The organism is Bradyrhizobium manausense (genome assembly GCF_001440035.1).
Taxonomy (GTDB): Bacteria; Pseudomonadota; Alphaproteobacteria; order Rhizobiales; family Xanthobacteraceae; genus Bradyrhizobium; species Bradyrhizobium manausense.
This window is the reverse complement of record NZ_LJYG01000112.1, coordinates 457585-470479: the sequence shown is the minus strand read 5'-3', so window position 1 is coordinate 470479 and position 12895 is coordinate 457585. Positions and strand designations below refer to the sequence as shown.

General features: G+C 61.5%; 15 protein-coding genes. 12 read left to right on the top strand and 3 right to left on the bottom strand.

Translation table 11 applies throughout. From position 1 onward, the window contains the following. Positions 1-2: 2 nt before the first annotated feature. The 8 genes from AOQ71_RS38805 to AOQ71_RS38770 all read left to right on the top strand — a co-directional run bounded on the left by AOQ71_RS38805 (position 3) and on the right by AOQ71_RS38770 (position 5555). Positions 3-410: a MaoC/PaaZ C-terminal domain-containing protein gene (locus AOQ71_RS38805; RefSeq protein WP_057758538.1), complete on the top strand. Its 408-nt coding sequence runs from the start codon at positions 3-5 to the stop codon at positions 408-410. A gap of 3 nt (positions 411-413) precedes the next feature. Continuing rightward, positions 414-845 carry a MaoC/PaaZ C-terminal domain-containing protein gene (locus AOQ71_RS38800; RefSeq protein ID WP_057758536.1) on the top strand — a complete coding sequence of 144 codons (432 nt, stop codon included), beginning with the start codon at positions 414-416 and terminating at the stop codon, positions 843-845. 8 nt (positions 846-853) lie between these two features. Continuing rightward, the gene (locus AOQ71_RS38795) at positions 854-1795 is read left to right on the top strand and encodes a dihydrodipicolinate synthase family protein (RefSeq protein WP_245317372.1); all 942 of its coding nucleotides are present in this window, start codon (positions 854-856) and stop codon (positions 1793-1795) included. Positions 1796-1805: 10 nt separating this feature from the next. Beyond that, positions 1806-2108 carry a DUF4286 family protein gene (locus AOQ71_RS38790; RefSeq protein WP_057758532.1) on the top strand — a complete coding sequence of 101 codons (303 nt, stop codon included), beginning with the start codon at positions 1806-1808 and terminating at the stop codon, positions 2106-2108. A gap of 120 nt (positions 2109-2228) precedes the next feature. Further along, positions 2229-3065 carry an ABC transporter substrate-binding protein gene (locus tag AOQ71_RS38785; RefSeq protein ID WP_057758530.1) on the top strand — a complete coding sequence of 279 codons (837 nt, stop codon included), beginning with the start codon at positions 2229-2231 and terminating at the stop codon, positions 3063-3065. 19 nt (positions 3066-3084) lie between these two features. Further along, positions 3085-3816: an amino acid ABC transporter permease gene (locus tag AOQ71_RS38780; RefSeq protein ID WP_057759077.1), complete on the top strand. Its 732-nt coding sequence runs from the start codon at positions 3085-3087 to the stop codon at positions 3814-3816. Beyond that, complete coding sequence (locus AOQ71_RS38775) at positions 3813-4601, top strand: amino acid ABC transporter ATP-binding protein (protein WP_057758528.1); 789 nt, start codon at positions 3813-3815, stop codon at positions 4599-4601. Before AOQ71_RS38780 ends, AOQ71_RS38775 begins: the two co-directional genes overlap by 4 nt. Continuing rightward, positions 4602-5555, top strand: coding sequence for a dihydrodipicolinate synthase family protein (locus AOQ71_RS38770; RefSeq protein WP_083514793.1), 954 nt, complete (start codon positions 4602-4604; stop codon positions 5553-5555). It abuts the gene before it with no gap. A 52-nt stretch (positions 5556-5607) separates the two neighbouring features. On the opposite strand, the gene AOQ71_RS38765 is transcribed toward AOQ71_RS38770, so the two are convergent. Beyond that, a complete protein-coding gene (locus AOQ71_RS38765; protein ID WP_057758526.1) occupies positions 5608-6486 on the bottom strand; it encodes a GNAT family N-acetyltransferase in 879 nt (292 codons plus the stop codon). 326 nt (positions 6487-6812) lie between these two features. On the opposite strand from AOQ71_RS38765, the gene AOQ71_RS38760 reads away from it, so the two are divergent. The 3 genes from AOQ71_RS38760 to AOQ71_RS38750 all read left to right on the top strand — a co-directional run bounded on the left by AOQ71_RS38760 (position 6813) and on the right by AOQ71_RS38750 (position 9769). Beyond that, a complete protein-coding gene (locus AOQ71_RS38760; RefSeq protein WP_057758524.1) occupies positions 6813-7736 on the top strand; it encodes a 2-hydroxyacid dehydrogenase in 924 nt (307 codons plus the stop codon). A gap of 13 nt (positions 7737-7749) precedes the next feature. Continuing rightward, complete coding sequence (locus tag AOQ71_RS38755) at positions 7750-8106, top strand: cupin domain-containing protein (RefSeq protein ID WP_057758522.1); 357 nt, start codon at positions 7750-7752, stop codon at positions 8104-8106. 205 nt (positions 8107-8311) lie between these two features. After that, on the top strand, positions 8312-9769 hold the full coding sequence (locus AOQ71_RS38750) for an NAD-dependent succinate-semialdehyde dehydrogenase (protein ID WP_057759073.1): 1458 nt from the start codon (positions 8312-8314) through the stop codon (positions 9767-9769). 136 nt (positions 9770-9905) lie between these two features. Here the strand turns inward: AOQ71_RS38750 and AOQ71_RS38745 are convergent, their stop codons facing one another. Further along, positions 9906-10595, bottom strand: coding sequence for a haloacid dehalogenase type II (locus AOQ71_RS38745; protein ID WP_057758520.1), 690 nt, complete (start codon positions 10593-10595; stop codon positions 9906-9908). Between the two features lie 334 nt (positions 10596-10929). On the opposite strand from AOQ71_RS38745, the gene AOQ71_RS38740 reads away from it, so the two are divergent. Then, positions 10930-12306 carry an aspartate aminotransferase family protein gene (locus tag AOQ71_RS38740; RefSeq protein WP_057758518.1) on the top strand — a complete coding sequence of 459 codons (1377 nt, stop codon included), beginning with the start codon at positions 10930-10932 and terminating at the stop codon, positions 12304-12306. A 16-nt stretch (positions 12307-12322) separates the two neighbouring features. On the opposite strand, the gene AOQ71_RS38735 is transcribed toward AOQ71_RS38740, so the two are convergent. Beyond that, complete coding sequence (locus AOQ71_RS38735) at positions 12323-12799, bottom strand: Lrp/AsnC family transcriptional regulator (protein ID WP_057758516.1); 477 nt, start codon at positions 12797-12799, stop codon at positions 12323-12325. Positions 12800-12895: the final 96 nt, after the last annotated feature.

Below are 12895 nucleotides of genomic sequence, written 5' to 3'. Positions count from 1 at the left end.
TCATGGCTCACGCACCTCTCAAGCCCGGCGCTGCGTTCGCGTTCCGCAAGACTATGACCGTTGCCGAACAGGCGATGTTCACGGGAATCAGCGGCAATCTCGGCGGTCTCTACGTCGATGCCGTTCGCGCCAGGAAGGTCGGCGCCGCCAACATGGTTGCCTTCGAGCTCGCCGTCGGCGGTCTCGCTTCCACCTGTCTCAGCCAGCTCGGCGGACCGACACGGCGGATCGGCAGCATCGCGCTGAACTTTGCCGCGCCGGTGATCGTCGGCGAGTCCGTCGAGGCCAGGGCCGAGATCGTCTCCGTTGATGGCGATGATGCGGTCTGTCGCGTTACCTGCACGCTGTCACCCTCAGGCGCGACCGTGGTGGACGGCACCGCGACACTGGTTCCCTTTGCCAAGGGCTGAGCCATGTACGAGCCAAAATCCTTTGATGATCTCAAGGTGAATGACAGGGTCAGCCTGAGCAAGACCATCACCGAGGCCGACGGCGCGCTCTATATCGCCGCCACCGGCGATTTTGGCCCGGTTCACGTCGATGAGGTCTATGCCGGCGCGACGCGCTTCGGTCGCCGGCTGGCGCCAGGGATCATGGTCGCGGGCCTCTGCACCAGCATCCTCACCTCTGAACTGGTTGGCACCATCGGGGTCTCGGTAGAGGACCGCTTCTGGTTCACTGGTCCCGTGTTCTACGGCGACACGCTCACCTTCGACGTCTGGATCGCCGAGCAACTCGATGAGACCCGCACCATCATCTGGGAGGCGAGCGCGCGCAACGAGAACGGCCTGGAAGTGCTGAAGGCGCGGGCGAGCCTGAAATTCCCGCGGCGCAAATCGTCATGAGCAAGCCGATGAAGAAACCCGACTTACGTGGCGTCACCGTCGCAACCGTGCTGCCCTTTAAGGATAATCTGTCCATCGACTGGGACGGTTATGCCCGCCTGCTCGACTATTGCGCCTGTCCGGACGGAATCGCGGCAGTGTTCGTCAATGGACATGCGGGCGAGGGCGGGTCGCTTTCGGATGATGAACGGCAGGCGGTGATCGCGCGGACGCGCCGGCAGATCGGCGGCAAGCCGCTGCTTTCGGGCATCATCGCGCATTCCACGGCGGAGGCGATCCATCAGGCGCAACTCGCGGAAGCTGCCGGCGCCGATTGCGCCGTGCTGTTCCCACCGGCGCCGCTGGGCGGCGGAGCATCGGCGACCTCACGCGCGCCGCTGGCTTTCGTGCAGGCGGTGAGCTCCGCGATCGGAATTCCGGTCTCCATCTTCCAGTATCCGCTAGCGTCCGGCTTCGGCTATTCGCCGGAGACGCTGGCGAAGATCGCAGCGCTCGACAGCGTCATCGCCGTCAAGGAAGGCAGCGATACCATGCTGGCCTATGACGAGAACCGGCGGGCGGTGAAGCAGGCCGACGCTACTGTCGCCATCCTGCCGTCGAACTTCAACTGGTTCCTGCCGCAACTCGCCGTCGGCGGCGACGGCGTTCTCTCCGGCCTGGTCAGCCTCGCACCGCATTTGTTCGCAGAGCTGTGGCAGGCTGCGCTCGCCGACGACCTCAAGGCGATGCGCGCCGTCAACGAGCGGCTCTATCCGATCGTGCGGTCGATCTATGGGCCTGCGCCGATCATGGACATGCACACGCGCATGAAGGTCGGGCTGAAGGCGCTCGGCCTGATCCGCAACGCCGATCCGCGTCCGCCGCTGCTGCCGGTTCTACCAGCGCTGTGCGACGCCATCGCAACCACCGTCGGTGCCGCGCGCGCGGCCGACGACATTCGTCTGGCATGAGGGACGGTGCATGCCGGACGAAGCCTTCATCCATATCGTGCGGGTCGACATCGATCCGGAGCACGAGGCCGCGTTCAACACCTGGTACGAGCAGAAGCACTTTCCCGATCTGCTCGCCTGTCCCGGCTGGCTCTCGGCAAGGCGCTTCGTCTCTATCGGCGACGGGCCGAAATACGCCGCGATGTACGAAGTCGCGGGACGATGGGCATTCGAGACACCGGAGTTCCTGAAGGTGAAAGGTTTTGGTCCGTTTGAATCTCTGGTGAAGAATTTCATGCGCATCCAGCTGAGGCCGATGTCGGGACCGGCCTGAGCAGATCGAAGACGATGCTGCCTGTTGGATCGCAAGATCCGGCCGGCCGCATCCAAGAAACGTTGAGGGAATTCCGGAAGAGGGACTGCATCGGTTATTGGCGTCTTACTGGAGGTATTCATGATCTCGACACTGCTTCGCTTCGGTGCTGCTGCCGTACTCGTTCTCGCATCCGCGTCCGCGCATGCCGCGTGTACGCCCGCGATCACCGATGACAATCTGATCGCGCCCGGTAAACTGCAGCTCTCCATCAACCCGACCAATCCGCCGCAGCAATTCGTCGACAAGGACGGGCAGTTGCAGGGGCTCAACGTGGAACTCGCCGCCGAGCTCGGCAAGCGGTTGTGTCTTCCGGTCGAACTCGTCCGGATGGATTTTCCGGCGATGATTCCTGCGCTCAACGCCGCCCGCATCGATGGCATCGACACCGGCATGTTCTGGACCGAGGAGCGCTCCAAGCTGATGTACATGGTGCCCTACGCCATTCAGGCGATTTCGGTCGTGGTTGCGCCCGAGAGCGGCACAAAAATTGCTACTGAAAACGATCTGATCGGAAAATCATCCGCGGTCGAGGTCAGCAGCTACCAGATGAACTGGCTCAAGAAACTCAGCGACGCCAGCGTTGCGAAGGGTGGAGCCGCCGTCGAGATGCGGACGTTCCCCACCGCGACCAACGTCGTCAGCGCGCTGCTTGCGGGCCAAGTGGATAACGCGCTGCTGGTCGATAGTGTCGCGCGCGATCTCACCAGCCGGGGCCGCGTCAAGGAAGTGCTGAGCGGCCTCGGCACCGCGCGTACGACGCTAGGCTTCCGCAACAAGGTGGTGGTTGACGCAGTCGTCAAGGCGCTCAACGCGATGCGGGCTGACGGCTTTTATCAGGCACTGTTCGACAAGTTCGGCCTGACTGCCATGCCGGCCGACCAGCCGCTTGCGATCGCCGGCCCCGGTCCGGCCTGATATCAACGGAGACGAGCCGATGAGCCATTTCAGTTTGACGGCCGCCGTCAACTACTTCTTCAACTACTTCCTGATGAAGGGAGTGCTCGTCACCATCGGCTTGACGGTAGCGGCGGTCGTCGGCGGATTGATCCTCGGCATGGGCATCGCGCTATTGCGCATGTCGTCCAATCCGGTGCTCGCGGGTGCCGCGCGCCTCTACATCTGGTTCTTCCGCGGCACGCCGCTCTTGATCCAGCTGGTGGTGATCTACAGCGGGCTGCCGCAGCTCGGGATCAAGTTCTCCGTGATCACCTGCGCACTCGTCGGCCTGATCCTCAACGAGGCGGCCTATCTCGCCGAGATCGTGCGCAGCGGCTTCATGGCCGTCTCGGCGGGGCAACGCGAAGCGGCCTGGGCACTCAGCCTGTCGCCATGGGTGACGTTCCGTCGCGTCACCCTGCCGCAGGCATTCCGGCTGATGATCCCGCCGCTCGGCAACTCCATCAACTCGCTGTTGAAGGCGACCTCGCTTGCTTCGGTGATCTCGGTCGAGGAGCTGATGCGCCGCAGTGACATGCTGATGCAGGAGCATTTCCAGATCCTCGAAGTCTATGCGGCCGCGACCGCCTATTACCTGATCCTCACATCCGTCTGGGATGCGGTGCAGCGCCGGCTCGAGAAGCATTTCGGACGGTCGAGCGTTGCGAAATCCAGGAAGGTCGCGACGGCGGCGCCGGTCACGCGGGCGAGCGCGGAGGCCCGGGCATGAGCCAGACACCGATGATGACGGAACGTGCAACAGTGCAGCCGCAGCTCCGCGAGGTACCTGCGGTGCGCATGGAGGCGGTCTACAAGCACTATGGTGACTTCACGGCGTTGAACGAGATCGATCTCAAGGTCGCCAAGGGCGAGAAGATCGTTGTCTGTGGTCCCTCCGGCTCGGGCAAGTCGACGCTCATCCGCTGCATCAACCACATCGAGAAGCACGACGAGGGGCTGATCTACGTCAACGGCGTCGAACTCGACTATCAGCGCAAGAACATCGATGCGGTCAGACGCGACACCGGCATGGTATTCCAGAGCTTCAATCTGTTCCCGCACATGACGGTGCTGGAGAATTGCACTCTGGCGCCAATGACCGCGAACGGCATGAGCGAGGCGGAGGCCGAGGACCTCGCCATGCATTTCCTGACGAAGGTCCGGATTCCGGACCAGGCCGAGAAATATCCTGGGCAGCTCTCGGGCGGCCAGCAGCAGCGCGTCGCCATCGCGCGGGCACTCTGCATGCGTCCCAAGATCATGCTGTTCGACGAGCCGACCTCGGCGCTCGATCCTGAGATGGTCAAGGAGGTGCTGGAGACGATGAAGAAGCTCGCCGAAGAGGGCATGACCATGCTGTGCGTGACCCATGAAATGGGCTTTGCCCGTGAGGTTGCCGACCGCATCGTGTTCATGAACGAGGGCAAGGTGGTCGAGCAGGCCGCGCCTGAGGAATTCTTCAAGCATCCGAAGTCGGAGCGGGCGCGGACATTCCTCGACCAGATCATTCACTAGATGGCGGCCGTATCCGGCGACATGACGCAAACATTTGGCGCGCGCCTGCGCGGCATCCACGCCGCCACGATCGTCCCGATGACGGCCGATTTCGCCGTGGATGAGGCGCAACTCTCAGCCCATCTCGCCGCAGTCGCCTGCACGCCCGGCATAAATGGGCTCCTGGTCAACGGTCATGCCGGCGAGAATTTCGTTCTGTCGCTGGTCGAGAAACTGCGAGTCGTGGAGCTGGCGCGCCGACACGCGCCGGAGGACTGCCTGATTGTTTCGGGGGTCAATCATGAATCGAGCCTCGAGGCCGCGCGCGAGGCGGCTGCGCTGGAGAGGGCCGGCGCGGATGGGCTGCTGGTGTTTCCTCCCAACAGCTGGGCGCTCGGCCATGCCAATGACTGCGTGATCGAGCATCACCGCCGGATCCGCGATGCGACGGCCGCACCACTGATGCTCTATGCCGCGCCCGTCGGCGCGGGCGCGATGGCCTACGTCCCGTCGCTGCTGGAACGGCTCGTCGTAGATCCTCGCTTCGTTGCGATCAAGGAGGGCAGCTGGGAGGTTGCGACGTACGAGCAGAACTCGCGGCTGATCCGCCGGCTGCGTCCGGACTTCGTCGTGCTCGGCTCCGGCGACGAACATCTGCTGACGAGCTATCTCGTCGGCTCGGCCGGCAGCCAGGTCAGCCTCGCCTGCGTGGTGCCGGAACTTGTCGTCAGCCTCTGGGATGCGGCCGAGGCAGGCGACTGGCCGCGGGCGCGCGCCGCGCATGAGAAGCTCTATCCCCTTGCTGTCGCGATCTATCGCAATGCGCCGGGAGGACGGGCGACGGCGCGGCTCAAGGCGTGCCTGAAATTGCTTGGACGTCTTTCGTGTGACGCAGTACGACCGCCGCAGCCCTCGGCCACGCCAAACGAGTTGCGAGCACTCGAACAGGCGCTGCGGATCACCGGCGTACTCTAGGAAACGAAGAACGCTGCGCGCCAACCTTCAATTGACGAAGCGCTTCACAGCTTCAGCTCAAGGCGTGACCGGCCAATCCGTAGACCCACGGCTCGTTTTCCTTTCGGTTCAGGAATCGCCGTCCCTTGGACATGGTCGTAACGGTGTCCTGCATCCCGAGGCGGCTCTGTTGAAGGAAGTCCGCAAACAGGCCCGTTTGCTCCCGCGTATCCACGCGGGCGAACCTTCCGGCGAGATCCTTGAGATGGACGGCCGTAAGATGGATCGCGTCACAATCATTGCTGGCGACGATCGGGCCGATCACATGACCGCGCCCGAATTCGCGCTTCATGGAATAACCGACGGTCTCACCGCCGCGGCGCAGGACGAAGATTGACGCGCCTTCGGAAAGCAGTGCAAGCAGCTTGTGACGGTTGGCTCCGAATGCGCGCTCGTCCAGTGCCGCGATCGCTTCGATATCGTCGGTGGACAGCGGGCTCAATTCACCATCCAGCGCCGGCACTGGCGGAAGTGGTGACACGACCTCGCCTTGCCACTGATACACCGTGGCCTCCTTCGTGAAGCCCAGCGAAAGATATAGGTGATACGCGGCATCGGTCGAGTTGAGGCTCAAATTCCGGTTGCCGCACCGCTCGAACACCTGCTCCATAAGCCAACGGCCAGTACCCTGAGCCTGGGTTCGAGGCGATGTGATCACGAGGCCAATGGTCGCGAATTCACGGCCATATGGAAACCACATCGCGCTGCCGAAGACGCGTCCTATGCCATCAACGGCTACGATCCCGTGGCCTGCGCGGCGCAAGAAATCCCAATCCTTGGGCCGATGCGGCCAGCCGACCCCAGCCGAGAGCGCGTGGAGCAGCTTCACATCAACGTCGTTGACGTCTTTCGCAGCCAGTTCAAAGGACTTCACGCGTACCGTTCGTCCCATCTCGACTCGTCCATTCCTTCGCGGGATGCCAATCTCTCGCACATCGCGCCTTTTCTCTCCCGCCAAAATGGACAGCGGGCGCATTTCGCCGCACTATCGCACGGAAAGCCAGCAGGTTTCGCCTGTTTGGGCCTTCTTTTCGAAATCTTCGGCCTGTCTTGCAACGTAATTCGGCAGGGAAAGCTCCGGCTTGCAGCTACCCTCTCGGTGTTCGGCAAGAACTGTGCAGGCAGAGCGGATCGCCGTGAATCCCCAAGAGAGTCTTGCAAGGCTAATCGCTTTTCCCGGCGTCGTCGACATGCCGGGCGGGGCAGGGGCGTGCATCGATGGCATTTCTTTTCAATTCTGATGCTGCCAGGGGGGCAATCTTCCGGAAGGCTTTTGCGTGCGAGCTCCCCGATCTGGAATTTTACCATTGCAGCGAAAATTTCGACCCGGAAAAGGTGCGCTACCTGCTGACCTGGAGCGCGCCCGACGATCTCTCGCGCTTTTGTAATCTGGAGTTGCTCTTTTCCATAGGGGCTGGGGTCGACCAGTTCAAGCCGGAGACCATACCTGGTCATGTAAAGCTCGTGCGCATGGTCGAGGATGGCATCGTTCGCATGATGCAGGAGTACGTCGTCCTTGGCGTGCTGACGCTGCATCGCGAGATGGTGGCCTACCGGGAGCAGCAGAGCAGGGGCGTTTGGCAAGCGCTAGCCACGTCCCAGGCGACCGATCGGCGTATTGGCTTCCTCGGCCTTGGCATGCTGGCGCAAGCCGCGATCGACCGCTTGAAACCGTTTCGATTTTCCCTTGCCACGTGGAGCCGCAGCAAGAAGGTGGTCGAGGGAGTCGCCTGCTTTCATGGGGACGACCAGCTTGGCGATTTCCTGCGAGGAACCGATATCCTCGTCTGTCTTCTTCCCCTGACGGAGCAAACAAGCGGTATCCTGAACGCAAGGCTCTTCTCGCTTTTGCCAGCGGGAGCGAGGCTGCTACACGTCGGCCGCGGCCCGCAGCTGGACCAGGGTGCATTGATCGAGGCGCTCGACAGCGGGCATTTGGCAGCAGCGATGCTTGACGTCACCGATCCCGAGCCGCTGCCGGAAAGCCATCCACTCTGGTCTCATCCGAAGGTGATCATCACGCCGCATATCGCGTCCGTGACGCAACCGCATTCGGCAGCACAAGCCGTCATAGAGAACATCCGGCTGCACCGTGCTGGACAAAATCCGATCGGCCTTGTCGATCGAGCACTTGGCTACTAACAGGAAACGCGCCATGTCACTTCTGATCACCATCGACACCAATCCGGACTTCGCACCGAAGAACGCATTGCCCGCCCCGGAACGGCTCATTTCCGGCAATCCATCGTTCAAGACCTGGGCTCAGGACGCCTCGAAAGGCGAGAAGGTGCTGACCGGCGTCTGGGAAGCAACGCCGGGCGAGACCCATTCCATCAAGGGCACCACCTTCGAGTTCTGCCACATTCTCTCGGGCGTCATCGAAATCGAGGAAAAGGGGGGTGAGACCAGGAGGTACCGCGCCGGCGACAGCTTTGTGATGAAGCCCGGCTTCGTCGGGGTCTGGCGGACGATCGAGACCGTGCGAAAGATCTACGTCTGCCATTATGATTGAGACAACGTTGAGGGCAGCACTAGCAGCCTTCAGAATATTCGACCTCCGGGACCGCGCCTAACCAGATTCAACGCGGCAAGACACTTCATTCTCGATGAAAAATGCGGCGTTCCGTCCTGTACTGCTCGCATGAGACGGCTTCGTCTCGCCACCCGCAAATCAGACGGTGATGGTGAGGCCGGGCCTGAAGCCAAGGAGCAAGCCCATGATTGCGTTGAAGGACAAGGATCTGTTTCGCCAGCAAGCGCTGATTAGCGGCAACTGGCGAGATGCGAGCACGAAAGCCACCGTTGATGTCATCGATCCTGCCAGCCAGAAAGTCCTTGGCACCATCCCCGACATGGGCCGAGACGAGACCAGGGCGGCAATCGAGGCTGCGGCCGCTGCGTTCAAGCACTGGAAGGCAAAGGCTCATGCAGAGCGTGCCGCGCTGCTGGAGCATTGGTATGAGCTCATGCGACGCCATGAGCAGGATTTGGCGCTTCTGCTCACGCTGGAACAGGGCAAGCCATTGGCGGAATCGCTCGGAGAAATCCGTTATGGCGCATCCTTCGTCAAATGGTTTGCCGAAGAGGCCCGCCGCATCAACGGATCGACTATCCCGGCGCCCACAGCCGATCGTCGCATTCTGGTGCTGAAAGAGCCCGTCGGCGTCTGCGGGATCATCACGCCCTGGAATTTCCCCAACGCGATGATCACGCGCAAGGTGGCACCAGCGCTTGCCGCGGGCTGCACAGTCGTCATCAAACCTTCCGAATTTACGCCTTTTTCAGCTCTCGCCATTGCTGTTCTGGCTGAGCGGGCCGGAATTCCGGCGGGCGTGATCAACATCGTGACGGGCATGCCGGCAGACATTGGCGCGGAGCTGATGGCCAACGAAACCGTCCGCAAGATCTCGTTCACCGGATCGACCCGCGTCGGCGCTTTGCTGATGAAAGGCGCCGCCGACAACATCAAGAGACTGAGCCTTGAGCTCGGTGGCAACGCGCCGTTCATCGTTTTTGACGATGCCGATATCGACCGGGCGGTCGAGGGAGCGATTGCGTCAAAATTCCGCAATGGCGGGCAAACGTGCGTCTGCTGCAATCGCATTCTGGTTCAATCCGGCATTTACGACGCCTTCGCCCGGAAGCTTGCCAGCCAGGTCGCAAAAATGAAGGTCGGTCCCGGCACGGCAGACGACGTTGCGATTGGGCCGATGATCAATGGCGCGGCGATCGAGAAGATCAAGCGGCACGTCACGGACGCCCTGAACAAGGGCGCAAAGATCATCGCGGAGAGTGGGGCGGTGCCGGAGGGTCGGCAATATGCCCGCCCTGTCGTACTCGGCGGCGCAACCACCGAGATGCTGCTGGCTTCAGAGGAGACCTTCGGGCCGGTCGCACCGCTTTTCCGCTTCGAGACCGAGGACGAGGCGATTGCGATCGCAAATGGCACGCCATTCGGCCTTGCCGCCTATTTCTATACTGAAAACCTCAAACGCTCATGGCGTGTTGCCGAGGCGCTCGAGTTCGGCATGGTCGGCCTGAACACCGGCCTGATCTCGACTGAGGTGGCGCCGTTCGGCGGCGTCAAGCAGTCGGGCCTCGGACGCGAGGGATCCCAGCTTGGGATGGAAGAATATCTCGAGATCAAGGCGCTTCATGTCGGCGGCCTGTACTGAGCGGCCTATCGGATCAGTATCTGAACAAGAAAAGGGGACGGTCGAACCGCCCCCTTTTCTTGTTTCACGGCGCACTGATTTCGATTGAAGCTTTTGAAGGATGGAAGCGCAGCGAGAGAACCCGAAGGAACTGCGCTCATGCGCTCTTGCGCAAGGGCTCCAGGCCGACTGCTGCGGCGAGCCCGTCGATGCCGGCGACCTCGGTGTATTCATAGAAGGGGTTTGCAGGCTCGTGACCGCGGTTCACCCAGACCTTGCCCTTGATGCCGAGGTCGTAGGCGGTCATCAGGTCGTAGCGGAAGGAGGAGGAAACGTGGGTGATATCCTCCGGGCCGCAACCCAGCTTGTCGAGCATATATTCGAAGCCCTTCATCTGCGGCTTGTAAGCGCCGGTCTCCTCCGCAGTGATGACCATGTGGAACGGAGCGCCAAGCTTTTCCACATTCGACATGATGAGGTTCTTCATGGAGTTCGACAGGATGACCAGCGGAATCTCCCGGGCAACTTTGGCCAGGCCCGCCGGGACATCGGGATGTGGACCCCATGTGTGGATCTCCTCATTGATGCGCTGGGCATGCTCCGGACGAAATGCGATGCCGTTGCGCTTGCACGCGCGCTCCAGCGCATTGTGCACCACCTCGAAGTACGGCTTCCAGGCGCCGAGAACCTCGTCGAGGCGGTACGCCGAAAAATCCTTGATCAGCTTTGCCATAGCCGTCGACGAGAGCTCGGAGCCATAGACTCTCCTTGCCGCGCCGGCCATGTCGAAATTGGTCAGCGTGCCGTAACAGTCGAAGGTGATGTATTTGGGTCTAAACGTTGCCATGGCTCGATCCTTTTCGGTCTCACGCACCGCGTTCCGGTACGACAGGAATCATAGCGGGCAGCCGACCGGATAAAGCACCGCTGTCGCGGCGGCCGGAAGCAGATTGTGTCGTATCGGATCGGAGGCATGGCAGAGAGTTGTGCGAACGACTTGAGCACCAATGCCTGGCGCAGGCCGATGCCGGCATAAGATGCGGCGCAGATCGTCAATGACAGTCAAAATGCCCTTCGTCGATGTCCAGCCTGGGAGCAAGTGCTGTCCTGGGCGTCTTACGTTGAGCTCCGAAGACATCGGAGCGGGCCGCACGAGCATTGCGGCTGATCTGGAGGACGACATGTTGAGCAACTCGCTGATTGAGCTCGATCGCGCGCATCTGATTCACCCGGTCTCATCCTATCGCGGCCACGAGGCGACAGGCGTTCGTGTGCTGAAGTCGGGGAAGGGCGCGACGCTGACCGACGTCTCGGGACGTCAATTGCTGGACGGTTTTGCGGGCCTGTGGTGTGTCAATGCCGGCTACGGACAGGACAGCATCGTCGAGGCAGCCTTGAGGCAGCTCCGCGAGCTGCCTTATGCAACGGGCTATTTCGGGTTGGGCTCCGACCCGGCGATCCGGCTGGCGGCCAGGCTGGCTGAATTGGCGCCTGGCGATCTGAACCATGTCTATTTCACCTTGGGCGGCTCAGATGCCGTCGACAGCACGATCCGGTTCATCCGGTACTATTATCACGCCAAGAGTAGGCCGCAGAAGGACCAGTTCATTTCGCTCGAGCATGGCTACCATGGATCGTCGACCGCCGGATCCGGCCTGACTGCTCTGCCGGCCTTTCATGCGGGATTTGGAGTGCCATACAACTGGCAGCACAAGATTCCGTCGCACTACGCCTATCGCAATCCTGTCGGTCCCCATCCACAGGCCATCATTGCGGCCTCGGTCGCGGCGTTGCGAGCCAAGATCGCCGAACTCGGTGCCGAACGCGTTGCCGCCTTCTATGTCGAGCCGATACAGGGGTCAGGAGGCGTCCTCGTTCCGCCGCCGTCTTGGCTGAAGGCGATGCATGCCGTTTGCAGGGAGCACGATGTTCTGTTCGTTGCCGATGAGGTCATCACCGGCTTCGGCCGTGTCGGTCCGCTGTTCGCTTGTGAAGAGGACGATGTCGTGCCGGATCTCATGACCACGGCCAAGGGCCTGACGTCGGGCTATGTGCCGATGGGGGCCGTTCTGGTGTCCGACCGCGTCTACAACACCATTGCAGACGGCGCCGGCAAGGCGGCCGTCGGCCACGGCTACACCTATTCCGCACACCCCGTCAGCGCAGCCGTCGGGCTCGCGTGCCTGGATCTTTACGAAAACGGCCTGCTGGAGAACGGCCGTAAGGCCGGGCATCGTCTGATGGAAGGACTTCGCGGGCTTGCCGATCATCCGCTCGTCGGCGATGTCAGGGGTCGTGGTATGCTGGGCGCAATCGAGCTCGTCACGGACAAGCACCGCAAGACGCCGCTGCCGGCGGAAGCCGACGCGGCGCGCCGTATCTTCGATCGCGCATGGGACAACGGCCTCGTCATCCGCGCCTTCGCGCAGGGCGTGCTGGGCTATGCGCCGCCGCTCTGCTGCACGGATGCGGATATCGACGGCATCATCGAACGGACAAGGGTCACGCTCGACCAGACGCTCGAAGACAAGGACGTCCGCGCAGCGATGAAAGGTTGATCGCTGCGCCTGCTTGTCAGCTATTGAAGATGCTTTCGAGCGGCAAATGGGACTTCACGATCGGCGATTTCAGCACGACGAAACTGAAATATTTGTCGATGCCGATATCCATCTCGACCAGGCGTTCCATGACCGCCTGGTACTCGCTGATCCCGGCCGTGATGAATTTGACGAGATAGTCGTATCCGCCCGAAACGAGATGGCACTCGACCACGGAATCGATCTTCTCGATCGTCGTGAGAAAGCGCGCGAAATCGATCTGACGATGATTCTTGAGGGTGATTTCGGCGAAGACAGTCAGAGTTTGGCCGAGCTTGGAAACGTCAATCTGGGCGGAATAGCCGGTGATGAAACCTTCCGTCTGGAGCCTCTTCACGCGCATCAGGCACGGGCTCGGAGAAAGGTTGATCAGCTCTGCGAGCTCGACGTTGGAAATCCGCCCGTTCTTCTGCAGTTCGCATAAAATCCTGATGTCGATCTTATCAAGCTTCATCGCAATGCCATGAAATGGGGGCGACAACGGCGTCAAGGATCTGAGACTTCTGCGTCATACATATTGTCATAACATCAACCAGCGTGTTTTCCCACC

Coding starts and splice junctions, on each gene's coding strand:
- AOQ71_RS38790 (WP_057758532.1), top strand. CDS start 1,806: ATGCCGGACGAAGCCTTCATCCATATCGTGCGGGTCGACATCGATCCG.
- AOQ71_RS38785 (WP_057758530.1), top strand. CDS start 2,229: ATGATCTCGACACTGCTTCGCTTCGGTGCTGCTGCCGTACTCGTTCTC.
- AOQ71_RS38800 (WP_057758536.1), top strand. CDS start 414: ATGTACGAGCCAAAATCCTTTGATGATCTCAAGGTGAATGACAGGGTC.
- AOQ71_RS38745 (WP_057758520.1), bottom strand. CDS start 10,595: ATGGCAACGTTTAGACCCAAATACATCACCTTCGACTGTTACGGCACG.
- AOQ71_RS38750 (WP_057759073.1), top strand. CDS start 8,312: ATGATTGCGTTGAAGGACAAGGATCTGTTTCGCCAGCAAGCGCTGATT.
- AOQ71_RS38755 (WP_057758522.1), top strand. CDS start 7,750: ATGTCACTTCTGATCACCATCGACACCAATCCGGACTTCGCACCGAAG.
- AOQ71_RS38805 (WP_057758538.1), top strand. CDS start 3: ATGGCTCACGCACCTCTCAAGCCCGGCGCTGCGTTCGCGTTCCGCAAG.
- AOQ71_RS38765 (WP_057758526.1), bottom strand. CDS start 6,486: ATGGGACGAACGGTACGCGTGAAGTCCTTTGAACTGGCTGCGAAAGAC.
- AOQ71_RS38770 (WP_083514793.1), top strand. CDS start 4,602: ATGGCGGCCGTATCCGGCGACATGACGCAAACATTTGGCGCGCGCCTG.
- AOQ71_RS38795 (WP_245317372.1), top strand. CDS start 854: ATGAAGAAACCCGACTTACGTGGCGTCACCGTCGCAACCGTGCTGCCC.
- AOQ71_RS38760 (WP_057758524.1), top strand. CDS start 6,813: ATGGCATTTCTTTTCAATTCTGATGCTGCCAGGGGGGCAATCTTCCGG.
- AOQ71_RS38735 (WP_057758516.1), bottom strand. CDS start 12,799: ATGAAGCTTGATAAGATCGACATCAGGATTTTATGCGAACTGCAGAAG.
- AOQ71_RS38740 (WP_057758518.1), top strand. CDS start 10,930: ATGTTGAGCAACTCGCTGATTGAGCTCGATCGCGCGCATCTGATTCAC.
- AOQ71_RS38775 (WP_057758528.1), top strand. CDS start 3,813: ATGAGCCAGACACCGATGATGACGGAACGTGCAACAGTGCAGCCGCAG.
- AOQ71_RS38780 (WP_057759077.1), top strand. CDS start 3,085: ATGAGCCATTTCAGTTTGACGGCCGCCGTCAACTACTTCTTCAACTAC.